We start from the raw sequence: 21,845 nt of genomic DNA, 5'->3' as shown, positions 1-21,845 counted from the left end.
ATCCCCGCAAGGGGATTGAAACATTTCAGGGAATAATTGAGACTGAAACTCAACTAACTTTCAATTAACTTAATCCCCGCAAGGGGATTGAAACGATATTTTAATGGCATCATTGCCTCGTTACTTCCGAATGCTTTCAATTAACTTAATCCCCGCAAGGGGATTGAAACTTTTTTTGCAAACAGCAAACCCCACCAACCGAGGGGTTGCTTTCAATTAACTTAATCCCCGCAAGGGGATTGAAACATATCTAATCCACCGATCGAGATATTAATTACCCTCAATAGTCTTTCAATTAACTTAATCCCCGCAAGGGGATTGAAACATTCCTACCGGAGATACCAATGAAGCTATTAAGGAAATGCTTTCAATTAACTTAATCCCCGCAAGGGGATTGAAACTAAGCAGATTTTTTTTGGCTATTCCAATTATTAAACTTTCAATTAACTTAATCCCCGCAAGGGGATTGAAACATTTGACAAAGCGGTTATGCTTGCTGCGTAGCGATCGGCTTTCAATTAACTTAATCCCCGCAAGGGGATTGAAACTACGATCGCACTCTTCCTATCCTCGCTAATTCAATTGTTTGAACTTTCAATTAACTTAATCCCCGCAAGGGGATTGAAACTACCATCGGTTCAGGAGGTTCGGCAATCTTTAGATAAACTTTCAATTAACTTAATCCCCGCAAGGGGATTGAAACGGCACATCCGCTAAGAAAATGCTTGAAATATATGGAGACTTTCAATTAACTTAATCCCCGCAAGGGGATTGAAACGTAACTGTGGATGGGGTTCGTGCGATCGATAGACTCCCAATCAACTTTCAATTAACTTAATCCCCGCAAGGGGATTGAAACTCCAAATTCGGAACAAGTGTTTCAAATTTGGGATCTTTCAATTAACTTAATCCCCGCAAGGGGATTGAAACAAGAATTGGCTCCGTTGATTCGAGCCGATCGCACTTGGCTTTCAATTAACTTAATCCCCGCAAGGGGATTGAAACGGGACGAAATTAAGGGAAACTTGCGGGCACTCATGCAAACTTTCAATTAACTTAATCCCCGCAAGGGGATTGAAACGTTATCTCTGATATTTCAAAGGATGACAAAGTATAAAACATTGATAAGAGAATAACATTGAAATGATGTTAAAAATGAGATTGATGAATAATCCTTTCATATTAACTCATATCAACAATCATTAAGGCTTCAGTATAAAGTTCAAATATTTTTATTACTCTTACCCTCATCTAATTGCTGGACTTTTGGTTTGTCTAATTGCTGGACTTTTGGTTTGTCTAATTGTTGGACTTTTGGCTTGGGTAAAGCTGGTTGATTATTAACTTCTTGATCATTAGTTTCCTCAGTGGATGTAGATTTTTTAAATTCTTTAACTTGTTGTAGTGCTTCTGTTTTCATTTTTTTGCTGGCTTTAAAGAATTGCGGTATTTCTGCTTGCGGCAAGGTTAATAATGAATCAAAACCAAATACATTCCTTTGCGGTAAAAATTTAGCTTTAATGGAGACAAACATTGGCTTGCCTTGTTCTTCTTTATCTAATTTGGGATTAAATCGAAAGGGTCGAATTGGTGCATCTTTCCAAAATATTGGTAAATGGCTCCCTTTCATAAATTTGACTCGCTTATAAACTTCCGATTTTTTGACATACTCTAATCGTTCAGGAGTGAAATTCTTAAACACCGAAATACAGGGTACTTGACAAACTGGTATAAACTGCCACAAACCTGAGATTTTAAACTCAAAATCCTTGAGGGCTTTACAAATCCCTTCACTGGAACCGTTGTCGAAACCTACTAATTGGAAGGCAACTTGATGAGGTTTGTCTTTTTTAGGGAAATGTATTACTCGCGGATAGACGATGAGACGGAACTCATCATTGCCTGTACTTTTTACTTGTTTTTTTAGTGCTTCAAATGCTTTCAAGCCTTTTTTAGTTGGAATATATAAGAGAGAGTATTTTTGCCCTGACACTGTGACAGTAGCAATTTTATCGTCTTCTGTAAAAGTAACTTTCCCTGGCAGGATGCCTACAGCTTGAAAAAGTGGTTCTTGGGGGGAATCAGTGGTCATATAAATTTAACTTCAATTGATAGCCTTGCTATTTTCATATTAATCGTTTTTCCCGTTCAGCCAATTTGCACACTTAAACACAGCACTACAAGTACGGGAGAGCTTTTTTAGTGAATCAAAGCGACAGCCAAAACTGAAGAGATTCACAAAAAATGTCAGTTGCCCGTATGGGGACTCAAGCGTACAGATGACGATCGCAAGATGCACCCATTTGATGACGGTTTTTAACTAATAACACAAATTGGGTTAGATTGTGAAAAAATCTGCTCTTTTGTAAAAAATCTGACTTTTAGGGACTAACCGCTGGGATTTCTGGTAATTCAAGCATCCCACGATCAAGTTTATACCAAATCCGGGTTAACTATCAGATTATTCTTTTCCGGTTTCGTCATTAGGGCGATCGACAGGTTTAGATTCAGGAGATCCTTTCTGACGCAAGAAAATGGACAGAACTATCAAAGTACCGATTGATAAAAACTCGCTTTGCCAATTTTGGAAAGATTCAAACCAAAAATTAGAATTTTGACTGCCAAAAACTTTTCAAACACCCTCTAATAAAACATTTAAAAAAATGAAACAGCCCTGCCCCAGTCCCTAGAACGCCGATTCAGTATTGTAGTCGGGGATGAGAAACCGGGTTTCTTTCCCTAGCGCAGTCGATATTTTGTTACCCCAAGCCAAAGAAACCCGGTTTCTGGGATTACTGAATTGGTGTTCTAGCCCCCAAAACTTCTTTCTGCTGTCCAATGCCTGTCGGAAGATTGGTATACTTTCACATCTTGTAAATTAGCTTGAGAAATTAGTTGATTGACCTCATCAAGCGTAAAGGCAGCATGGAGAGAATCAGCGAATAATTGTTTTTGGTGAGAGTCATATTCTGTGCCGATACTTTCTACTAAATTATGCAAAGTTTCTCGATCGGCAGGTCGAATTAAATCACGAATTAGAATCGCACCTTTGGGTTTTAAAACTCGTTTAATTTCCTGTAAGAAAGGTAGAGGATCGGGTAAATGGTGAATCAAACTATTAGAAAGTACCAGATCGAAATGTGTGTTAGGGTATGGTAATTGTTTGGCATCTACCAATTCTAAAACTATCTGTTTTTGTAAACCTGCGTTTTTTATATGTTCAGTGCCGATTTTTAACATATTTTCTGCCAAGTCGATGCCCGTTACTTGCCATTGGGGACGTTGCTGGCAAAGTAATAACTGGAGTTTAGACTATCGCACCGAAGGTGCGATGTCTAAACTTGAAAATGGTAAAGAAAAACTGACTTCTCTTGTAGGGAATAGAGGAAAACAGAAAGTGGCTAAAAAATGGAGTACAAATGTATTAATTACAATTGTACTCCAGTCTGGTAGAAGCTAGTTGTACCACCAACTAAACATCTACCTTAATGATCAAAACTGACAAACTCAAAGCATTTCGTCAAGCGGCATATCAACATCTCACCAGAGCCAAAGATGCCACATTTGAATTAACGGATGCCATATTGCTGACCCGCCACGCCTACTGTTTGGCTGATTTGTCATTATCACCAGTGTTTCGACGCAATTGGTCAAGTATTTATGAAGCTTTACAGGACTGTAGACCGCAACGCAATAAGTTGATGCAACTTTACATCCAACAAATGCCTACAGATATACGTCCGATACTGGCAGGCGACCACACCAGTTGGTCACGACCAGATGCAAAAACACTCCAAGAGAGAACCATTGAGCATCAAGCAAATAACGTTTATGGAAATCGACCGATTACAATTGGTCAGGGATACAGTACCATTGCTTGGATACCAGAAAATGAAGGTAGCTGGGCGTTACCATTAAGGCATGAACGAATTACCAGTTGGGAAAGTCCCATCGATAAGGCAGTATGGCAACTCAAACAAGTTTGTAAATATTTACGCCAACGACCAATTTCACTTTGGGATAGTGAATATGGATGTGCGCCTTTTATACTCAAGAGTGCCAACATTCCGGCTGATAAATTAATCCGGCTTCGTTCTAATTTATGTTTATGGACGACACCACCACCCTATTCTGGTAAGGGTCGTCCTCGTTTACATGGTCAGAAGTTTAAGCTTAATGATTCGACGACTTGGACAGCAGCAATTGAAACTCAAGAATTAGAACATCCCCAACTAGGACAATTACGAATTAGTTTATGGCAAAATCTACATTTTCAAGCTGCTCCACATCAAGCAATGCAACTAATTCGCGTGGAACGCATCAACCAATTATACTGTTCTAAAATGCGAGCACCTTTATGGTTAATTTGGATTGGCGAAGAAATGCCGTCTTTAGATGAAATTTGGCAGTTATATTTGCGACGTTTTGGTGTTGATCATTGGTATCGTCTGGCGAAACAACGTCTTCATTGGACTTTACCGAAGCTAAGTACACCCAAGCAATGTGAACGGTGGAGCGATTTGATGCCAATGATTACTTGGGAACTTTGGCTGGCGCGTGAAATTGTTCAAGATCGGCCTTTACCTTGGCAAAAAAGATTGACTAAATTAACTCCCGGTCGTGTTGCTCAAGCTATGCCTGGAGTTTTAGCGGCGATTGGTACACCTGCTCATTCTCCCAAACTCCGGGGAAAGTCTCCCGGTTGGCAACCAGGACAACAAAGGTTGCCTCGCACTCGTTATCCTATAGTTAAAAAAAGCTTTTCTCGAACTAAGAAAAAGACAAAAACTTAATTTTTTTGACTCGGATTTCCTAATTTAATCAAGTTCTTTTGACTCAGCTAACTACTGAGCGATTCCGTTTGGGATTCTCTGTTTAGACATCGCACTTTCAGTGCGATAGTCTAAACTCCAGTAATAAGGGAATTCTAGCGGTACCAGTTCCAGCATCTAACACTTTAGCTGCGGTTGGTGCTAATGCGATCGCCCGTTGAGCAAAAGCAGCATTGACCTCCGTAAAATCCATCGCATCATAAGCAACCGCTTCTTCCCAACTGTCCATCACTTCCGGCTCTAAAACTCGCTGCATTAACCATGCTCCTAAATCTATGTTTGACCTCAACTATTTATTTTGACCTAGTTGATATTTATTTCTCAAAATTGGGGAATGATAAAATTAGGGGTGCATTTTTTGTACGGAAATCGAACCAAGTTAACTTTTACTCAGTGATCTGTGTCATTCACTCAAAAGTAAAAGATGTGCATACTGCCAGGAGAAGACTTTTTCTGAGGTTGGAAATATGGATAGCAAAGGGTATCGGATATACCAAGAAAAAAATAAGATGCGTATTCCGAATGGCGATCGAACTACGATCGCTCACCCGCTACCTGAAGATTGGCAAGGTAACGAAAAGGAATCGCTAGAAAAACAGCCCTTATCTGCTAAAGCAATTCAGTTAACTACACAAGCGTCAGAATGCCATCAAAATCAACAGTACAATGCTGCGATTAAATTCCTTCAACAAGCTCTTAGTATCTACCGAGAAATCCAAAGTCGTTCGGAAGAGGGAGTAGTTTTAGGGAAAATTGGCAACGCTTTTTACGCTTTGGGTGATTATGTCAAAGCGATTAACTATTACCTGCAATGGTTAGATGTAGTTAGAGAACTTAAGGATCTTCGTACAGAAGGATTAGCGCTCGGAAATTTAGGTAATGCTTATCGCCACTTAGAAGATCACGTCAGAGCAATTGAATACCAACAGCAGAGTTTGGCAATTGCGAAAGCGGTAGGAGACGATCGCGGAGAGGTAGCAGCGTTAAACAATTTAGGATTGGCGTTTAAAGCATTAAGCAATTACGAAAAAACTGTGGAGTACCTGCAACAAAGTTTGGTGCTGATGCAGAAATTAGAAGATCGCCAAGGAGAAGCGCAAGTTCTGCGAAATTTGGGTAATGTTTATTATGCTTTGGGGAATTATGCTCAAGCGATCGAAGCTTATCAACGAAGATTAGCGATCGCAAAAGATACCCAAGATGGTAGAGGTGAATTACAAGTACTAAGAAATTTAGCCAGTGCTTGTTATGCAGTGGGTGATTATTCTGGAGCAATAGCATATTACCAAATGCGCTTAGAAATTGCGCGAGAAATTGCAGATCGTCGAGTAGAAGAACAAACTTTAGGAAACTTAGGAGTTACTTATGAAGCTGTGGGAAATTTTGCCAAAGCAGTAGAATGCTACGAACAGCGTTTAGCTGTAGCTATTTTTCTGCAAGATAGCCGAATTGAACAGCAATCTCTAGGCAGTTTAAAAGTTGCTTGCTATGCAATGGGCGATTATGCCAGAGCATTTAAATATCAAGAAATGCGGAATACTCCCTCACAAAACTTCATTGGTAATCGCTAATGGAAGGAGTCAGATGGCAGAAGAAAAACTTTTTTTCGTTCATATTTTTGCAAATGATTATTTATTTCCGTTTGTCATAATTCCTCTTTTACAACTTTTAAACTTTTCAGTGTTGCGTCTACACAACCAGTAATTTCGCTACCAATTGCCTGCATATTTAGTAAGTATTCAAGAGCATCTGGAGTAATTACTTCTCCCGGCATCAGCACCGGAATTCCTGGCGGATAAGGACAAATTACTTCTGCACAAATTCTTGAGGATGCACAGCTTATTGGTATAGTTTCTGTCGCCGAAAAAAAAGCTTGTCGGGGCGAGATTTTTGGCGGTTGCTTGTGAAAATAAACTGGTTGACGATCGATTTGTTTAGCTAAATTAGCAGGTGAATTTTCTCCTTGATGCTCTTGAGCTAATTTTTGAAAAGATTGGACTAATTTTTCAATATCTGTTTGGGTATTTCCCAGAGAGATAATAAAAGTTACAGATTTTGCCGCCGAAAATTCAGCTAATACACCTTGTTGAGCGAGTCGATTTTCAGTGGCAAATCCTGTTAAATTTAAGTGAGAGACTATCACAGTTAATCTAGTGCGATCGAGATTTACAAAACCTGCTGAAGGATACAATTCTAAAACCGATAATTTGGGAATTCGACTAATTTCCTTTCTGGCTATTTCAGCAAGTTGTAAAGTTTGAGTCATTAACTCTTTGCCAGATAAAGCCATTTGTTGCCTTGCTGCATCTAAAGAAGATAATAACAAATAACTCGGACTTGAAGATTGAAGTAATTGTAAAGTTTGACTGATGCGATCGCGATCGATCCTATCACCTTGAACGTGCAAAATTGAAGCTTGAGTTAAGCCACTTAACACCTTATGAATTGACTGTACAGATAAATCAGCACCCTTTGATAAAGCGGCAGGAGGCAAATCTGGATGAAAAGCAAAATGGGGGCCATGAGCTTCATCAACTAACAGCGGAATGTTATATTGATGTGCTAAATTAGCAATTTTTTCTACATCTCCACAAACACCATAATAAGTTGGATAAACCATCATAACCGCTTTTGCATCAGGATGTTCTTTCAAAGCATTAGCCACACCTTCAGGCGTAATACTATGAGCAATATCTAAAATTGAGTCATATTCAGGATGCACAAAAATTGGGATTGCACCCGCAAGAATCAACCCAGAAATTGCCGATTTATGAACATTGCGAGGCAAAATAATTTTTTCCCCATCACCACAAGTCGCCAAAATTGCCGCAATAATTCCCGCAGTAGAACCATTGATTAAAAACCAAGATTCCTCCGCACCAAACGTTTTTGCCGCAAGTTCTTGCGCCTCCTTAATTACACCTTCAGGAGTCGATAAATTATCCAAATTTTCCAACTCCGTCAAATCAGCCTTAAACACCTGAGAACCAAACAAATCTCGCATCTTTTGGGAAACTCCCCGACCTTGTTTATGACCCGGAGTATAAAAAGCCGCATAATAATCATTAACATAACTTTTAATCGCATCTAATAAAGGTGTTTTTGCTTGAAAATTGCGATCGAGCATTCAACTTTTCCCCTTAAAACTAAAGTAATCATAAATCAAAAAGAAAAATTCTCCTTCTCTTTCTTCGTGTCTTCATGGTTCCCAAAAAATTTCTTTGCGTCCTTTTTTGCGTCCTTTGCGGTTCAAAAAAATCAAAATCATAAGAAATAGCCAATAAGACAGAGGAAATAAACACAAAAATTTCCTACTTTTAAGATAATCGAACCACAAAACAACCCTTATGATTAATCCAGTTCCCAACCCCATACCCCAACCAGATATACCCACTCCCGTACCCGAACCTCTCCCGAACCCCATTCCCTCACCAGAACCGCTGCCAATACCCCCACCAGAACCAACACCAACACCCCCAATAGAACCCGTACCCCAACCAGTACCCCAACCAGTACCAGAACCAATTCCGCAAACAGTACCCGGCCCAATTCCCCAAACCGTTCCTTAGAGTTTAAAATCGAATTTGCACCCAGTTTTTAACCTTGGATTAAGATGCTAAGAGCCGGAATCGTCGGATTGCCTAACGTTGGTAAATCTACTTTGTTTAACGCTTTGGTGGCAAATGCTAAAGCAGAGGCCGCCAACTTTCCTTTTTGTACAATTGAACCGAATGTCGGCGTGGTTGCTGTTCCCGACGAACGGTTAAATGTGTTAGCCAAAATATCAGATTCAGCGCAAATTATTCCTGCGAGAGTTGAATTTGTAGATATTGCGGGTTTGGTGAAAGGTGCTAGTCAAGGTGAAGGACTGGGAAATAAATTTTTATCCCATATTCGGGAAGTTGATGCGATCGTTCATGTAGTCCGATGTTTTGAAGATGATGATATTATTCATGTTGCGGGTTCTGTAGATCCAGCCAGAGATATTGAAACCATTAATTTAGAATTAGGTTTAGCCGATTTGGATCAAATTGAACGGAAGATCGATCGCACCCGTAAACTAGCACGCACCAGCAAAGAAGCGCAACTCGAACTAGAAGCATTAGAAAAAATCAACACAGTTTTAAACGCAGGAAAACCAGCCAGACAAGCTAGTTTAACCGATGAAGAAAAACAAGCAATTAAAGGTTTAGGTTTACTCACAAACAAACCAATCATTTATGCAGCAAACGTCTCCGAAGATGACTTAGCAAGCGGCAATGAATATGTTGAGAAAGTGCGAGAAATTGCCGCCCAAGAAAATGCCCAAGTCGTAATTGTTTCCGCCCAAGTAGAATCAGAATTAATTTCTTTACCAGAAGAAGATCGAGCAGAGTTTTTAGAATCTTTAGGAGTAGAAGAAGGCGGATTAAAATCTTTAATTCGTGCCACTTACGAACTTTTGGGATTAAGAACTTACTTCACAACCGGGCCAAAAGAAACTCGCGCTTGGACAATACACGCTGGAATGTCAGCACCCCAAGCAGCAGGTGTAATTCACACAGATTTTGAGCGAGGTTTCATTCGTGCAGAAACCGTTGCTTACAAAGATTTAGTAACAACTGGATCGATGAATGCTGCCAAAGAAAAAGGTTTAGTTCGCAGTGAAGGTAAAGAATACGTGGTGCAAGAAGGCGATGTAATGTTGTTTAGGTTTAATGTGTAAATAATTCCAGCCAAATCTAAGTATCACTAATATTTTCATAAGATAGATCTAGAAGGATAATCGATTTCTAGATCTACCGCAATTAATTCAAAACCATCATCATTTTTGTATTGTTCAATATCTAATCCCTTAGTCATAACTTTTTCCCAAGAAGTAGTTTTTCGGTGGTTTTCTCTAATAAAATTGATGGGGAAAGTATAAAATTCTGGTTCTTTTCTACCATCTACAGAAGGGATTCCTTTTTTATAAAAGTAACCAATATTGAGAAATACAATTATTAAATAATCAAACGCAGCAAAAGATTGTTCTTTTACAGGAAAACCGCGATCGCAGTCTGTCTGGTAACGACTTTTTACTTGAATTCTAACCTGTTTTTTAGTTTTCCGAGGATCGGGATGTATGCAAATTAAGTCATAACCTTCGTTGTTTGGAGGTGCTTTGTAAGTAAGAATATTTCTTCTCATTAAATACCCTTGAACTAAAAATTCAGCACCATGAGAAACAACTGGAAACCTCAAAAACTTTTGAGCTTTTTTTGCAGAATCATTCATGTTTAGTAGACCGCTTTCACCTTATGATATTAGGAGTTGATAGTTAGTGATTTTTCCCAACTACCAACTACCAACTACCAACTACCAACTACCAACTACCAACTACCAACTACCAACTACCAACTACCAACTACCAACTACCAACTACCAACTAAACTTAAAATGATGCAGCGTAAGTCAATTCAAACTCTCTGTAAATTGTTACACAACAAGAATTACTGGGTTTATCTACTGTTTGAAAGTCAATTTTACCAGAAACGGCTGTAATTGGTCGTCTTAAGGGTTTATTATCATATTGACTGCGTTCGCGAGTACTCCAATCCATAATAGTAGCGTCGAGATTGTTTTGAATTTCTGCGGCTAACATTAACAGTTCAAACTTATCTTTAGTTAACCCAATTATGGGAAACTTCATGACAAGGGATTGGGCAATAATTGGTCTAGCATCGTTAGGAGTAACCTGAGAATGGCAAGTACCCAATTCTAGATCGTAATGTTCAAAATGAAAAGTTTCTTTGTACTCACTAAAGTTTGTTTGGATATCTTTAATTGTTTTGTCTATCTGAGGGAATAGCCCTAAATTTGGATCGGATAGTAACTTACGAATGTTGGAAATTTCGCTCATGGTATTGTTTACCTATTTAGGATATTGTTAAGGATGATCTTTCTGCCAAGTTGCAATAGTAACTATTAGGATTACTCATCACTTGCTAGTTCTAGTTTTGTTACCAAAGCCTCTGTGAGTAACTCCTTAACTCTCTGTGCTTGATACCATCTCAATAATATGATGCTTTTTGCTCCTTTAATTAAGAGAATTTTGATTAGTTCCTGTCTGAGATTTTGTCGTAAATCCTTGGGTAAGGAATGATAAGTTTTATTAAAAATAATTTTTAGCCATACTTTATAAATCTCAAACAAAGTGGCAATGCGATCGCCCTGCAAATTCCGATTAGTTGTTTGTTCGCCATGAATGCGGAAAGTTGCCAACTCCTCATCAACAAATCCTACTTTATAATCAGCCATAATTCGCAACCACATTTCCAGATCGCATAATTGCTTAAACGCCGGATCGAACAAACCAATTTGTTGAAAAACTTCTCGACGAATTAGCACGTTCGTCGGTTCTCCAATTTTATTATATGGTGGCTTTAAAAAATTAGGGTCTTTGAGCAAACTTAGACCAGATTGAATTGGTTTTAACCCAGTCCAGCGCTGATGTAAATCTTGCATTCCCTTAATAAAATTGGCATCAATAGAGCGATCGAAAACTAAGCGACGCGGACAGAAAACTAAAGCTATCTCCTCATCCTGTTCGGCTAACTCTACCATTTTTGTAATGCAGTTTGGGGCGATCGCATCATCCTGAAATAAAAACTTCACATATTTACCTTGAGCTTGGGAAATACAAAAATTCCAATTACCAACCAACCCATATCTAGCATGAGTAAAAATCCGACAATTGGGTAAATTCGCAGCCTCTAATAACTTTAAAGACCCATCTTGTGAAGCATCATCAGAAATAATAATTTCCGTATTCGGGTAAATATTACTTTGCAGACAGCGGAGTAATGGTGTAATAAATTCACCAGCGTTATAAACAGGAATACAAATACTGACTAGTGGATAACTACACATTTACTAATCATTCGGAAGCAATTTTTCCTAGCTACTCTAAACTCAGCCTGATATAGTGACAGTTAGCATTTAAGCTGAGGTTGCAGGTAAACTTTACCACACAACTTGAAATTAACGGCATACTGGAAACAGTAGTACTTGTGCAACCTACTCCCTACCTAGATTTGGTAAAACTTGTCGAGTAATTATGAGACGCAAACCCACCTCCGTCGCCAACAGACCCTCATCATCCACCAGTAAACCCTCGTGGTTAAACTACACAACATTAGCAATTATTGGTGGCGTTTTCATTTTGGGAATAGGAATTGGCCTCGCTTTTAGTTCCACAGTAAGTTCTGATTCGGGCAGTAACGTATATTCTCGCGAATTTATCGATCGCAGCGCCCCCAACGCAGAACTTTGCGCTCAATTTGGTGCTAGTGCGATCGTCACCGATACCCGGATTTTTGTCACCCTCAACCCCTTCAGCGTATACGTAACTCAGCCAAAAATGCAGCCAGGGTGCGTCCTGCGAAGCAACAACTGGTCAATCTTAGAGCAAAGAAAACTCGTCAACGGAGAACAGGTAAGGAGTTGCAAACAGCGGATGAACACCTTCGGTTACACAGGTGCCCTAGAAAGTTCGCCCCAAATAGACTGCGTGTACCGCAACGACAACGATCAAAACCGCTTTAACCAACTACCAGGCAGTGGCGGCCCACCTCCAGCAGAACCCGGTGAATTCTAACCAAAAAGTAGAGGCAAGAAAACTTTGTAGGGGCAATTCATGAATTGCCCTTACAAAGTTTTCTTGCTCCTGCTGACAATTAGCGCAAAAAGTATAGAAAAATACAAAGTTTTGATGAACAAACTTACGTTGTAATTAAAATTTCTAACTTTACTGTAAAGATATTGTGAAGTAGACGAATTTAGCTCGAAATTCTGAATTTAGTAAAAGTATAGTGAAAACACTTAAATTCAAAACCGAACGAGTTAAGTTCCGATCGGAAATAACAAAAAATTATCAATCAAACTGTACTTCTGTACTCGATTCCCTAATAATATTCTAGGCAAAATTATGTATCTCACAGAATCTAACCATGAAGACATTACCCCCCTAAACGAGCTAATTCTTTTTAGTTCCCAAGCTGCTCACAAAATTTCTCGAAGCCCAGGTTTACGAAAACTTTATCAGACAGACATCCAGATAAATAAAACAACCGAAAAAGAATATCTCCAAGTAGTCAGTCACGCCGCCCCTTTGTCTTCCCTAAGAGAAAGAGACTTACAAGCCTTAGCAGAAGTATTTGAGCCAGAGAATGCCGCAGAAGTAGAAGCAGAACTCAACCACTACCTCAACTTAATGTGTCCCGCACCTTGCTGGGAAGAAGACCATTTCGACTTTCTGCGCGAATACCTCTAATTACTTTGATAAACATAAATAATCCAAATGAAATACCCCGTATGTTGATGCTCGATCTTCTGCTACACTTCTCATAAGCTAGGGATCAACGCAAAATAGGCGATCCCACAGTTAAGCTGTCGATCGCTAGAATATCTGTCTTAGATAAATCCCTGTTACTGTCTATGCTAGTGACTCATCCAAATCTAAAGACTAGATCCACTACTGGAGAAGCAGACCTTTCCCACTCTTCAGCATTATTGATATCATTTATACAACTATTGATAGAGCCTCATTTTTCAACCAACCTTTTATAATATCAAAATGAGTAACACTTTGTCTCACTTAGATATCGAGTTCAGGGTGTACCGCCGCTCTTAGATGAAAACCTTTTCGTGGACACAAAAGCTTAAGCAATGGCGGAGAATTGCCCTCAGCATGGCTCATTTAAAAACATTCAACCGTACATTCCGTTCGTTACAAGCTAAACCCGACCAAGAGACTGTCTCTTCGCCAAAGGCTTGCGGACGGCAATCTATTTTCAAGTTTGTGCAGAAACACCTGCGGAACTTGCTTTTAGAAACCAATCCCTGTAAAACTCAAACCCTAAACTGTCGGCGTTCTAAAACAGGGAACCGTCCCAAATTTGCGCTGATCATGGCAGTGATTTCCTTGACCAGCGCAATGGGTCATCGCTTCTACAATCAGCCAAAGTTGGATGTTGGCACTTTAGCCCCCGCTACCATTCGTGCTCCACGAGACGCAATAGTTGCAGACCCTAAAACTACAGAGGCAAAACAAAAAGCAGCCCGTCGGGGATTAATACCAGTATTAATGGTCGATCCGGCTGTTAATCATCAGATTTATCAAGAATTACAGCAAAAAATTGAGCAAATCAACCAATCTCGTCGGATTGCTGGACAATTTCCCTTTACATCTGTTTTATCTACTGCTACTCAAATCTACTTGCGAAGTTGTTCGGAATCTGAATGGCAAGAAATTTTAGCGGAATTTAACAATCATAGTGAAGAAACGGCAAATATTAAGGAATTTTCTGTTACTACCTTTCCCGCACAAGTAAACTCGCCACAAGTACAACAAGTAATTAACGAACTCAAAGCATATCAACGCATTAACTCAGAGGGATTAGCAACACTAATAACTACTATTTCCCAAGCCCGTCAGCGCTATGCCCAAGCCTTAGCCAATTTGTCTATTAAATTGATGGTTGAACAGGAAGAAAATTCGCCAAATTTAACTTTTTTAGAGTTGACAGAAGCAGATTGGCGCAAAACTCAAGATGGAATTTCCCAAGCAATAGAACGTATCCTAGCTCAAGGTGTAGCTCCAGGTTTACCCTTGGTGTTGAAACAGCAAGCTGTGAGAATTCAGGTAAAAGATTTAGTACCAGAAACTGCCCAACCTTTAGTTACTCAGCTAATAGTTAGTGTTTTAAGAGCGAATTTAATTGAAGATGCAGAACAGACAAAGCTGCAAGCTGAACAAGCTGTACAGCAAGTGAAACCAGAAATGGTGGAAGTACGGAAAAGTCAGATAATTGTAAAAGCAGGTCAAGAAATTACGCAAAGGGAATTTGTCTTGCTCGATCACTTTAAGTTAAGCCGTCGGGAAGTAAATTGGTGGGGTTTAATTGGTTGTGGGGTATTAGTTAGCGGTGGGGTGAGCATTTTTTGGTGGGTAGAAAGGCGATTTCATGCAGGTTTGCGCCAACGCGATCATGTTTTGATCTTGCTTTTGGCTTTAAGTGTTCCTTTGTTGGTCACTTTTGGTGTGAATTATAGCAGTCTGCCAGCAGTGGGTTTGTTGGTGGGAAGTTTTTATGGTTCCGCTTTGGGTATAACTACGGTTGGTTTACTGAGTGTGGGTTTGCCTATTGGCATGGAAAATATTCTTTGGGATCATCTGTTTGCTAATGCAGCTGGGGCGCTGGTGGGGAGTTTGATGGCGGGGAGGTTGCGATCGCGCGAAGAACTCGCTTTACTAGGAATTGGCATCGGTCTAACCGAAGGAATTGTCTACCTGACATTAAATTTAGTTCTCAGTGCCGCTGCTGGTTCCATCTGGTTAGCTGTACTCCCAGAAGCAGCTATTTACAGTCTCACAGGTGTTGCTTGGAGTGTCGTAGCATTAGGAATTAGCCCCTATTTAGAACAGTTATTTGATTTAGTTACCCCCGTTCGTTTGGCAGAATTAGCTAACCCAAACCGTCCACTTTTAAAACTGTTGGCAGAAGAAGCACCGGGAACTTTTCAACATACTTTATTCGTGGCAACTTTAGCAGAAGCAGCTGCTAAAGGTTTAGATTGCAATGTGGAATTAGTTCGCACTGGAACTCTTTATCACGATATCGGCAAATTACATGACCCCCAAGGTTTTATTGAAAATCAAATGGGTGGGCCAAATAAACACGACCAAATTAATGACCCTTATTTTAGTGCCGCAATTATTAAAAAGCACGTCACTGAAGGGTTAGTTATGGCACGTCGCTATCGCTTACCAAAAGCAATTCAAGCCTTCATTCCTGAACATCAAGGAACTATGCAAATTGCTTATTTTTATCATCAGGCGCAGCAGCAAGGAAAAGAACCTTTAGATGAAGCTTTTTTCCGTTATGCAGGGCCAATTCCTCAATCAAGAGAAACTGGAATTGTTATGTTGGCAGATTCTTGCGAGGCAGCTTTAAGAAGTTTGAAAGAAGCCACTTACGAAGAAGCTTTGGCAATGGTTAATAAAATTCTCAAGGCACGTTGGCAAGATAATCAATTAGTAGATTCGGGTTTAACTCGCTCAGAAATGTCCCAAATTGCTGAAATTTTTGTCCAAGTTTGGCAACAGTTTCATCATAAACGCATTGCTTATCCAAAAGCAGCTTTGAATAATGGGTAGGGGACTGGAAAAAAGTTTTGAATATGGATTATTTTTCGTTAAATCTAACCTTTAACACCGCTGCCTAAATCGCTAGGAACAATGTATCTTTGCAGGATGATAAATAATAGTAGAATTGGCGCGATCGAAATTACTGAACCAGCTGCAATTAACCGCCAATCTAAGGAAAATGTTCCGGCTAATCTTGCCACACCTAAAGGCAAAGTATAATACTCTGGTTGGTCAATTACTATTAAAGGCCAAAGGAAATCACTCCAAGAACCGATGAAGGTAAAAATTGCTAAAGTTACTAATGCCGGACGAATTGCTGGTAACATGACAAACCACCAAATTCCTAATTCGGAACAACCATCCATTCTGGCGGCTTCTTCTAATTCTTTGGGGACTCCTTGAAAGGCTTGGCGCAATAAGAAAATGCCAAATGCTGAAGCTAAACTGGGAAAAATAATTCCTAAATAGCTGTTTTTTAAACCTAATTGTACTGTTAAAATATACAAGGGAATCATCACGATTTGAAAGGGAATCATGATGGTAGAAACGATGATGGCAAAAATTATATTTCTGCCTTTAAATTCCAATCTGGCTAAAGGATAAGCAGCTAAGGCACAAAATAATAAGTTTAAAATAACGGTTAATCCAGCTACTAAGGTACTGTTAAATAAGTATTGAGCAAAAGGATTAGTTTGCCAAACTCGGATGAAGTTATCTAAGGTTGGTTGTGCGGGAAAAAATTGTGGTGGGAATTGAAAAATGTTTTCTGATGGTGATTTTAAGGCGGTGCTAACTAACCAGAATAAAGGAAAGAGCATGATGAGAGCGATCGCACTTAGCAAACTATAAATTAAAACATATTTACCCCCAGACCATTGAGAAAATTTAGATTTAAATATCTGCTGTTTATTAAACATTATTTAGCTTCTCTCCTTAATAGTTATTGATAAGTTTTAGCCCGGTTTCCGTACAAACTCCTGTTAAGGATCGATCCCATTCATCGATCGGTATCTCCACCAAATAAGTAAATTCAAAAACTATCCCAATTGTTAATTTATTTGACCATTCAGGTAGTTTTAATAAACGATCGTAATATCCCGCACCATAGCCCAATCGATATCCTCGCACATCGCAAGCCACAGAAGGAACTAAAATTAAATCAACTTCACTGGCAGCTAAAATGGGAGCATTAGCAACAGGTTCTAAAATACCAAATTTATTGGTTTCTAACCGATCTCCCGCTTGCCAAAGGTGCCAAGAAAGTGACTTACCGACGCAGCGAGGAAATCCCCAAAGATGGGAAGTATCAGCAAACAAGGGTTTTAAGTCTGGTTCTTGGCGGAAACTAAAATAAGCTAAAACGGTTTTTGCTTCCTTAAAAATGGGAGAAGATTGTAAGTGGGTGCAAATGCGATCGCTTTTTTCCTGCCATTCTGTTTTGGAAAGAGTTTGGCGGATTTTCAATAACGATCGACGTAAACTAGCTTTATCCATTTAATAAATTCGCTAAAAACGAATAATTTGATAGTTAAGATTTCTAGACATCAAGATTAACATAGGAATGTTGATGATTTTGACGCTTGACCACAAAACTAGGTTTCCGCAGTTCAGTATCCATTACTGAATGAATCATAAATTTTTAAACTTCCTTGTTCAAATGTTTAAATTTGTCTGGGAAAAAACCTAGTAGGATCGAGCCAAGAGGCTAATAGTACTCATATTTACAGAAGACAATGACGAACTCCCTAATTCCCGTAATTCTAGCAGGTGGCAAAGGCGAACGCTTTTGGCCCTTCAGCCGCAAACAACGTCCCAAACAGTTTTTAAGTTTAGATGGTAGTGGCAAAAGTCTTTTGCAAGCAACGGCTGATAGATTATTATCAGTTGCAGACGGTTGGGATAAATTGTGGGTTTGTACTTCTAAAATTTTGGCTCAAGGAGTAAAAGAACAACTTCCTCAATTGCCAGAAGAAAATTTATTGGTAGAACCAGAAGGAAAAGATACAGCCCCCGCAGTTGCTTGGACAACCTTAGAAATTGCCAAGCGTTATGGTAATGATGCAGTAGTTGGTTTTTTTCCAGCAGATCATTGGATTGCAGATGAAGAAGCTTATAACCAAATTTTAGAAGATGCGGCTAAATTAGCTACAGAAAAAGAAGCGATCGTCACTTTAGGAATTAAACCAAATCAGCCTTCTACTGGTTATGGTTACATCGAACAAGGAGAGGCGGAAGGTACTTTTGGTAAGTCGTTAGTTTATCGAGTAAATCGGTTTACTGAAAAACCCGATCGCCAGACAGCAGAAGAGTTTTTAGCTACAGGTAGATTTAGTTGGAACAGCGGAATGTTCGTCTTTCGGGCGGGAGTTGTGATTAAAGAATTGGCGATTCACGCACCAGAAATTCTCACACCTTTAAAAGAACAAGGTGTAGCTGCTTATTCTCAATTAGTAAAGAAAAGTATTGACTATGCTTTGATGGAAAAAACGAGTTTGGCTTATGTAATTCCAGCGGCTTTTGGTTGGGACGATCTGGGAGATTGGAATGCGATCGAACGTTTGTTAAAAGGCGATAAACTAAATGTAGAATTAGCCACTCATGTGGGCATGGATACCCAAGGAAGCGTACTTTATGCTGAGGGTGAAGAGGAGTTAATTGTGACTATTGGGTTAGAGGATGTGGTGGTAGTGCGCGATCGTAACGTCACTTTAATTGTCAAAAAAGACCGTACCCAAGAAATTAAGCAAGTCTTGAAAAAAATCCAAGAAGATCCCAGATTTACTCATCTTTTGTAAAATCTAAAACTCTCGACAGATGTGTAATTTCCCAGCTTTGGTTACAATTAACCAAGGCTGTTTTATTTTCGCTAACCTAGATTGAAAAGTATTTGTTACAACAGGTAAAGAGTAATAAAAAACAAGTAAGATTGTCAATTTAATTACACTTACCAACTACCAACTACCAACTACCAACTACCAATTATGTTTTTAACTCAAACTGTTTCCCGTCAAAGAGATATTGCAGAAGTTGTCTTTCGCAATGGCTGGGGTTATATGCGGGGTTTGTTGACTGGTGGTAGTGCTGAAAATCCACAGTTACCTACTCCGGCTGTTTTACGGAAAATTTTCATAGAATTAGGGCCAGTTTATGTCAAATTAGGACAATTATTAAGTACTCGTCCTGACCTTTTGCCAGCATCATATATTGAAGAATTATCGACTTTACAAAGTTCAGTTCCGCCTGTTTCTTGGGGAGATATTGAAGTAGTTTTGCGCCAAGAATTAAAACAGCCTTTAGAAGAGGTTTTTGGTTTTGTGAATCCCCAAGCGATCGCAGCGGGCTCGATCGCGCAAACCCATCGTGCTAAATTAATTGATGGCAGAGAAGTAGCTTTAAAAGTTCAGCGTCCGGGAATTGAGGCAATTATCGAACAGGATATATTTTTAATCAGAGGTTTGGCGGAGTTGGTCGATCGGACCGAGATTGGACAAGCTTACGACATCAAAAGTCTAGCCGAAGAATTTACTAAAGCATTAAGAGACGAATTAGACTTTATTTTAGAAGCAAGCTACACTAAACAGCTGCGCGAAAATATGTCTACAAGTCGCTGGTTCGATCCAGCAAAATTAGTAATTCCCGAAGTTTATTGGGATTTAACCACTCGCAAATTATTAGTCTTAGAATGGTTGGACGGAGAATCACTTTTAACCGCAAATTTTACTCAAAAAAATGGGGTTTCTCCTCAAGAGGAAAGAAGAGAAATTACCAGACTATTATTTCGGGCTTTCATTCAACAACTTTATGTTGATGGATTTTTTCACGCCGATCCTCATCCCGGCAATTTCTTCTATTTAAAAGATGGTCGAGTCGCATTATTAGACTGTGGTTTAGTTGGGCGTTTAGACCCTCGCAGTCAGCGCATTTTGACAGAAATGATATTAGCAATTGTCGATATGGACGCGCAACGTTGTACCCAATTGACTCTACAATTAGCAGATTCTGCCAAACCAGACAACTTAGCAAATTTGGAAGTTTCTTATGAACGAATGTTGAGAAAATATTACAATTTAACTTTGTCCAAAATCAGCTTTGCTCAGGTATTCTATGAAGTATTACAGATAGCCAGAGAAAATAGGATTAGATTACCCAGTAACATGGGTTTATATGCAAAAACTGTTGCTAATTTAGAAGGTTCGGCGAGAATTTTTGACCCAGAAGTGAATCTGTTAGATGAAATAAAACCATTAATGACTGATTTATTTCAGCGGCAATTATTGGGAGATAGTCCCTTACAGACTTTATTAAGAACAGCTTTAGATATTAAAAGTTTGTCCTTAGAATCTCCCCGACAAATAGAGTTACTTTTAGACAGAGTTACTTCCGAATCTTTGAAGTGGAATTTAGCCATTAAAGATTTCGATGGGTTGCGGCGAAGTTTAGATGTTTCCGCTAATCGGTTGTCTTTTAGTATTGTAGTTGGTTCGTTAATTATTGGTGCGGCGATTATTTCTTCTCAAGGGCAAACAAGTCAGTTTTCTGTTTTGAGTAATGCTTTATTTGGGGTAGCGAGTTTTTTGGGTTTGTGGTTGATTATTAGTATTTTAAGGTCGGGGAGATTGCGATCGTAGGGTTTAATTAAAATTGCTTTGGGTTTTAACAACAGTATAAGTTAAAGTGCCAAATTCAACTCGTTCAATTTGCATTCCGGGATGGATATGAGCGGGAATATTAGCGCCAGGAGGAATGGTGTAACGGACTAATTCCAAAATTCGACCTTCTGCTTCGCTGGGATAACCACTAGCTAAAACTTCACGAGTTACAGCTTGAGTGTAATTATTAACGGGTGGAGGTGTTTGTTGAGATTTGGCGATCGCAATTGTTCCAAAAAATGCCAATACAATCATTATAAATATTGAGCTTACTTTTTTCCTTTTTTTTTTGAAAATAGCTGATTAATATTAGCATATAATAAATATGTAAGAAAATTTTGCATATTATGAATTATAATCCTAATATCCACCATCGCCGTTCAATTACCATCGTATTTCAAATATCTAAATTTTACTAAATAAACACAATGACAACTAATTTACCCCTAAAGTTGCATAGCTTACCCAACAGTTTACCTATCGAAGGTGCTGTTCGCATTGAGTTAGTAGAAGGAGTACCAATTCTTCGCGCCTCTAGCATCGTACAAAATCGAATTGAAACTTTACTAGCGAAACAGAAAGATTCTTCTCTTACATCTGAAGAAGAAAAGGAATTAGATAACTATGAAGAATTAGACGATTATTTTAGTTTGGTTAACCGCACCGTTAGAAATATTTTGCTTACTCCCAAACAAGGAGAATAAAAAGCTTGTCTGCTAATCGTTACATTAGTGAAGCCACCCAAAAGCAAGTACGCCAAAGGGCTAATTATTTGTGCGAATATTGTCACGCCTCCGAACAATGGCAGTATGTTCGCTTCACTGTAGATCATGTTATCCCTTTAATTAAAGGTGGCTTAAATTCAATTGAGAATTTAGCTTTAGCTTGTTTTCATTGCAATCGCCAAAAATCCGATAAAATTGCAGCTATTGATGAAGAATTAGGAGCAGAAGTAACTTTGTTTAATCCTCGTTCTGATAGCTGGCAAGAACACTTTATTTGGTCAGCCGATGGACTTTCAATTATAGGTTTGACAGCAACAGGACGAGCTACAGTTGCAGCATTGGCATTTAATAGAGAAAGAATTATTAATATTCGTGTTGCTGATAAGGAAATTGGACGGCATCCCCCACCAGGAGATCTGATTCAGAGTTAAAAGGTAAATTTTATCTCAATCACGAAATTCTGTTAGCC

The 21,845-nt window shown here is 39.1% G+C and carries 21 protein-coding genes, 2 pseudogenes and 1 CRISPR repeat array (1 of these 24 cut by a window edge); of the genes and pseudogenes, 12 read left to right on the top strand and 11 right to left on the bottom strand.

Going from position 1 to position 21,845, the window contains the following annotated elements:
• Window positions 1-1,081: a CRISPR direct-repeat array (repeat unit 37 nt; unit sequence CTTTCAATTAACTTAATCCCCGCAAGGGGATTGAAAC); it reaches 387 nt to the left of the window's first position.
• Between the two features lie 141 nt (window positions 1,082-1,222).
• From ACE1CA_RS20230 to ACE1CA_RS20220, 3 genes and pseudogenes are all read right to left on the bottom strand, one after another.
• Entirely contained in the window at window positions 1,223-2,092 is an 870-nt protein-coding gene (locus ACE1CA_RS20230; RefSeq protein WP_486517461.1) for a hypothetical protein, read from the bottom strand.
• Window positions 2,093-2,461: 369 nt separating this feature from the next.
• A pseudogene (locus tag ACE1CA_RS20225) lies at window positions 2,462-2,611 on the bottom strand (DUF6766 family protein); the annotation flags it as partial.
• 197 nt (window positions 2,612-2,808) lie between these two features.
• Window positions 2,809-3,240 (bottom strand): class I SAM-dependent methyltransferase, encoded by a 432-nt coding sequence (locus ACE1CA_RS20220; RefSeq protein WP_413281461.1) that lies wholly within the window; start codon window positions 3,238-3,240, stop codon window positions 2,809-2,811.
• Window positions 3,241-3,256: 16 nt separating this feature from the next.
• Between ACE1CA_RS20220 and ACE1CA_RS20215 the strand changes: the two genes are divergently transcribed.
• Both ACE1CA_RS20215 and ACE1CA_RS20210 read left to right on the top strand, forming a co-directional pair.
• On the top strand, window positions 3,257-3,460 hold the full coding sequence (locus ACE1CA_RS20215; protein WP_486517460.1) for a hypothetical protein: 204 nt from the start codon (window positions 3,257-3,259) through the stop codon (window positions 3,458-3,460).
• Window positions 3,461-3,488: 28 nt separating this feature from the next.
• On the top strand, window positions 3,489-4,793 hold the full coding sequence (locus ACE1CA_RS20210) for an NF041680 family putative transposase (RefSeq protein ID WP_486517459.1): 1,305 nt from the start codon (window positions 3,489-3,491) through the stop codon (window positions 4,791-4,793).
• A 118-nt stretch (window positions 4,794-4,911) separates the two neighbouring features.
• Here the strand turns inward: ACE1CA_RS20210 and ACE1CA_RS20205 are convergent.
• Window positions 4,912-5,088: pseudogene (locus ACE1CA_RS20205) on the bottom strand (SAM-dependent methyltransferase); the annotation flags it as partial.
• 253 nt (window positions 5,089-5,341) lie between these two features.
• Between ACE1CA_RS20205 and ACE1CA_RS20200 the strand changes: the two are divergent.
• Window positions 5,342-6,403: a tetratricopeptide repeat protein gene (locus ACE1CA_RS20200; RefSeq protein WP_413281385.1), complete on the top strand. Its 1,062-nt coding sequence runs from the start codon at window positions 5,342-5,344 to the stop codon at window positions 6,401-6,403.
• A gap of 74 nt (window positions 6,404-6,477) precedes the next feature.
• On the opposite strand, the gene ACE1CA_RS20195 is transcribed toward ACE1CA_RS20200, so the two are convergent.
• On the bottom strand, window positions 6,478-7,959 hold the full coding sequence (locus ACE1CA_RS20195; RefSeq protein ID WP_413281384.1) for an aminotransferase class I/II-fold pyridoxal phosphate-dependent enzyme: 1,482 nt from the start codon (window positions 7,957-7,959) through the stop codon (window positions 6,478-6,480).
• 220 nt (window positions 7,960-8,179) lie between these two features.
• On the opposite strand from ACE1CA_RS20195, the gene ACE1CA_RS20190 reads away from it, so the two are divergent.
• Together ACE1CA_RS20190 and ychF are read left to right on the top strand one after the other, a co-directional pair.
• Entirely contained in the window at window positions 8,180-8,401 is a 222-nt protein-coding gene (locus ACE1CA_RS20190; protein WP_413281383.1) for a hypothetical protein, read from the top strand.
• A 44-nt stretch (window positions 8,402-8,445) separates the two neighbouring features.
• Complete coding sequence (gene ychF / locus ACE1CA_RS20185; protein ID WP_413281382.1) at window positions 8,446-9,537, top strand: redox-regulated ATPase YchF; 1,092 nt, start codon at window positions 8,446-8,448, stop codon at window positions 9,535-9,537.
• A 35-nt stretch (window positions 9,538-9,572) separates the two neighbouring features.
• Here ychF and ACE1CA_RS20180 read toward each other — a convergent pair whose 3' ends face one another.
• From ACE1CA_RS20180 to ACE1CA_RS20170, 3 genes are all read right to left on the bottom strand, one after another.
• Window positions 9,573-10,088, bottom strand: a complete 516-nt coding sequence (locus ACE1CA_RS20180; RefSeq protein ID WP_413281381.1) for a hypothetical protein — start codon at window positions 10,086-10,088, stop codon at window positions 9,573-9,575.
• A gap of 157 nt (window positions 10,089-10,245) precedes the next feature.
• Window positions 10,246-10,713, bottom strand: coding sequence for a hypothetical protein (locus ACE1CA_RS20175; protein WP_413281380.1), 468 nt, complete (start codon window positions 10,711-10,713; stop codon window positions 10,246-10,248).
• 71 nt (window positions 10,714-10,784) lie between these two features.
• Window positions 10,785-11,723: a glycosyltransferase family 2 protein gene (locus tag ACE1CA_RS20170; protein WP_413281379.1), complete on the bottom strand. Its 939-nt coding sequence runs from the start codon at window positions 11,721-11,723 to the stop codon at window positions 10,785-10,787.
• 187 nt (window positions 11,724-11,910) lie between these two features.
• Between ACE1CA_RS20170 and ACE1CA_RS20165 the strand changes: the two genes are divergently transcribed.
• The 3 genes from ACE1CA_RS20165 (at window position 11,911) to ACE1CA_RS20155 (ending at window position 16,011) form a co-directional block, all read left to right on the top strand.
• Window positions 11,911-12,450, top strand: coding sequence for a DUF3172 domain-containing protein (locus ACE1CA_RS20165; protein ID WP_413281378.1), 540 nt, complete (start codon window positions 11,911-11,913; stop codon window positions 12,448-12,450).
• Window positions 12,451-12,780: 330 nt separating this feature from the next.
• Window positions 12,781-13,125: a hypothetical protein gene (locus ACE1CA_RS20160; RefSeq protein WP_413281377.1), complete on the top strand. Its 345-nt coding sequence runs from the start codon at window positions 12,781-12,783 to the stop codon at window positions 13,123-13,125.
• Between the two features lie 360 nt (window positions 13,126-13,485).
• Window positions 13,486-16,011 carry an HD family phosphohydrolase gene (locus tag ACE1CA_RS20155; protein ID WP_413281376.1) on the top strand — a complete coding sequence of 842 codons (2,526 nt, stop codon included), beginning with the start codon at window positions 13,486-13,488 and terminating at the stop codon, window positions 16,009-16,011.
• 44 nt (window positions 16,012-16,055) lie between these two features.
• Here ACE1CA_RS20155 and ACE1CA_RS20150 read toward each other — a convergent pair whose 3' ends face one another.
• Both ACE1CA_RS20150 and ACE1CA_RS20145 read right to left on the bottom strand, forming a co-directional pair.
• A complete protein-coding gene (locus tag ACE1CA_RS20150) occupies window positions 16,056-16,820 on the bottom strand; it encodes a carbohydrate ABC transporter permease (protein ID WP_413281387.1) in 765 nt (254 codons plus the stop codon).
• Window positions 16,821-16,935: 115 nt separating this feature from the next.
• Window positions 16,936-17,496, bottom strand: coding sequence for a 5-formyltetrahydrofolate cyclo-ligase (locus ACE1CA_RS20145; RefSeq protein WP_413281375.1), 561 nt, complete (start codon window positions 17,494-17,496; stop codon window positions 16,936-16,938).
• Between the two features lie 239 nt (window positions 17,497-17,735).
• Here ACE1CA_RS20145 and ACE1CA_RS20140 point away from each other — a divergent pair, with 239 nt between their 5' ends.
• Window positions 17,736-18,797: a mannose-1-phosphate guanylyltransferase gene (locus tag ACE1CA_RS20140; protein ID WP_486517458.1), complete on the top strand. Its 1,062-nt coding sequence runs from the start codon at window positions 17,736-17,738 to the stop codon at window positions 18,795-18,797.
• A 186-nt stretch (window positions 18,798-18,983) separates the two neighbouring features.
• The gene (locus tag ACE1CA_RS20135; RefSeq protein ID WP_413281373.1) at window positions 18,984-20,630 is read left to right on the top strand and encodes an ABC1 kinase family protein; all 1,647 of its coding nucleotides are present in this window, start codon (window positions 18,984-18,986) and stop codon (window positions 20,628-20,630) included.
• Between the two features lie 3 nt (window positions 20,631-20,633).
• Here the strand turns inward: ACE1CA_RS20135 and ACE1CA_RS20130 are convergent, their stop codons facing one another.
• Window positions 20,634-20,906 carry a hypothetical protein gene (locus ACE1CA_RS20130; protein WP_413281372.1) on the bottom strand — a complete coding sequence of 91 codons (273 nt, stop codon included), beginning with the start codon at window positions 20,904-20,906 and terminating at the stop codon, window positions 20,634-20,636.
• A 173-nt stretch (window positions 20,907-21,079) separates the two neighbouring features.
• Between ACE1CA_RS20130 and ACE1CA_RS20125 the strand changes: the two genes are divergently transcribed.
• Both ACE1CA_RS20125 and ACE1CA_RS20120 read left to right on the top strand, forming a co-directional pair.
• Window positions 21,080-21,355, top strand: a complete 276-nt coding sequence (locus ACE1CA_RS20125; RefSeq protein ID WP_413281371.1) for a hypothetical protein — start codon at window positions 21,080-21,082, stop codon at window positions 21,353-21,355.
• Window positions 21,356-21,360: 5 nt separating this feature from the next.
• Window positions 21,361-21,807: an HNH endonuclease gene (locus tag ACE1CA_RS20120; protein WP_413281370.1), complete on the top strand. Its 447-nt coding sequence runs from the start codon at window positions 21,361-21,363 to the stop codon at window positions 21,805-21,807.
• Window positions 21,808-21,845: the final 38 nt, after the last annotated feature.

The sequence above is a fragment of the Floridaenema evergladense BLCC-F167 genome (assembly GCF_041929205.2).
Taxonomy (GTDB): domain Bacteria; phylum Cyanobacteriota; class Cyanobacteriia; order Cyanobacteriales; family Aerosakkonemataceae; genus Floridanema; species Floridanema evergladense.
Note: the sequence above shows the minus strand (reverse complement) of the source record. Positions and strands in the feature narration are given on the sequence as shown.

What these genes read in the sequence shown, in the direction of transcription:
- ACE1CA_RS20230 (WP_486517461.1), bottom strand. Translation starts at nt 2,092, where the DNA reads ATGACCACTGATTCCCCCCAAGAACCACTTTTTCAAGCTGTAGGCATC.
- ACE1CA_RS20220 (WP_413281461.1), bottom strand. Translation starts at nt 3,240, where the DNA reads ATGTTAAAAATCGGCACTGAACATATAAAAAACGCAGGTTTACAAAAA.
- ACE1CA_RS20215 (WP_486517460.1), top strand. Translation starts at nt 3,257, where the DNA reads ATGCCCGTTACTTGCCATTGGGGACGTTGCTGGCAAAGTAATAACTGG.
- ACE1CA_RS20210 (WP_486517459.1), top strand. Translation starts at nt 3,489, where the DNA reads ATGATCAAAACTGACAAACTCAAAGCATTTCGTCAAGCGGCATATCAA.
- ACE1CA_RS20200 (WP_413281385.1), top strand. Translation starts at nt 5,342, where the DNA reads ATGCGTATTCCGAATGGCGATCGAACTACGATCGCTCACCCGCTACCT.
- ACE1CA_RS20195 (WP_413281384.1), bottom strand. Translation starts at nt 7,959, where the DNA reads ATGCTCGATCGCAATTTTCAAGCAAAAACACCTTTATTAGATGCGATT.
- ACE1CA_RS20190 (WP_413281383.1), top strand. Translation starts at nt 8,180, where the DNA reads ATGATTAATCCAGTTCCCAACCCCATACCCCAACCAGATATACCCACT.
- ychF (WP_413281382.1), top strand. Translation starts at nt 8,446, where the DNA reads ATGCTAAGAGCCGGAATCGTCGGATTGCCTAACGTTGGTAAATCTACT.
- ACE1CA_RS20180 (WP_413281381.1), bottom strand. Translation starts at nt 10,088, where the DNA reads ATGAATGATTCTGCAAAAAAAGCTCAAAAGTTTTTGAGGTTTCCAGTT.
- ACE1CA_RS20175 (WP_413281380.1), bottom strand. Translation starts at nt 10,713, where the DNA reads ATGAGCGAAATTTCCAACATTCGTAAGTTACTATCCGATCCAAATTTA.
- ACE1CA_RS20170 (WP_413281379.1), bottom strand. Translation starts at nt 11,723, where the DNA reads ATGTGTAGTTATCCACTAGTCAGTATTTGTATTCCTGTTTATAACGCT.
- ACE1CA_RS20165 (WP_413281378.1), top strand. Translation starts at nt 11,911, where the DNA reads ATGAGACGCAAACCCACCTCCGTCGCCAACAGACCCTCATCATCCACC.
- ACE1CA_RS20160 (WP_413281377.1), top strand. Translation starts at nt 12,781, where the DNA reads ATGTATCTCACAGAATCTAACCATGAAGACATTACCCCCCTAAACGAG.
- ACE1CA_RS20155 (WP_413281376.1), top strand. Translation starts at nt 13,486, where the DNA reads ATGAAAACCTTTTCGTGGACACAAAAGCTTAAGCAATGGCGGAGAATT.
- ACE1CA_RS20150 (WP_413281387.1), bottom strand. Translation starts at nt 16,820, where the DNA reads ATGCTCTTTCCTTTATTCTGGTTAGTTAGCACCGCCTTAAAATCACCA.
- ACE1CA_RS20145 (WP_413281375.1), bottom strand. Translation starts at nt 17,496, where the DNA reads ATGGATAAAGCTAGTTTACGTCGATCGTTATTGAAAATCCGCCAAACT.
- ACE1CA_RS20140 (WP_486517458.1), top strand. Translation starts at nt 17,736, where the DNA reads ATGACGAACTCCCTAATTCCCGTAATTCTAGCAGGTGGCAAAGGCGAA.
- ACE1CA_RS20135 (WP_413281373.1), top strand. Translation starts at nt 18,984, where the DNA reads ATGTTTTTAACTCAAACTGTTTCCCGTCAAAGAGATATTGCAGAAGTT.
- ACE1CA_RS20130 (WP_413281372.1), bottom strand. Translation starts at nt 20,906, where the DNA reads ATGATTGTATTGGCATTTTTTGGAACAATTGCGATCGCCAAATCTCAA.
- ACE1CA_RS20125 (WP_413281371.1), top strand. Translation starts at nt 21,080, where the DNA reads ATGACAACTAATTTACCCCTAAAGTTGCATAGCTTACCCAACAGTTTA.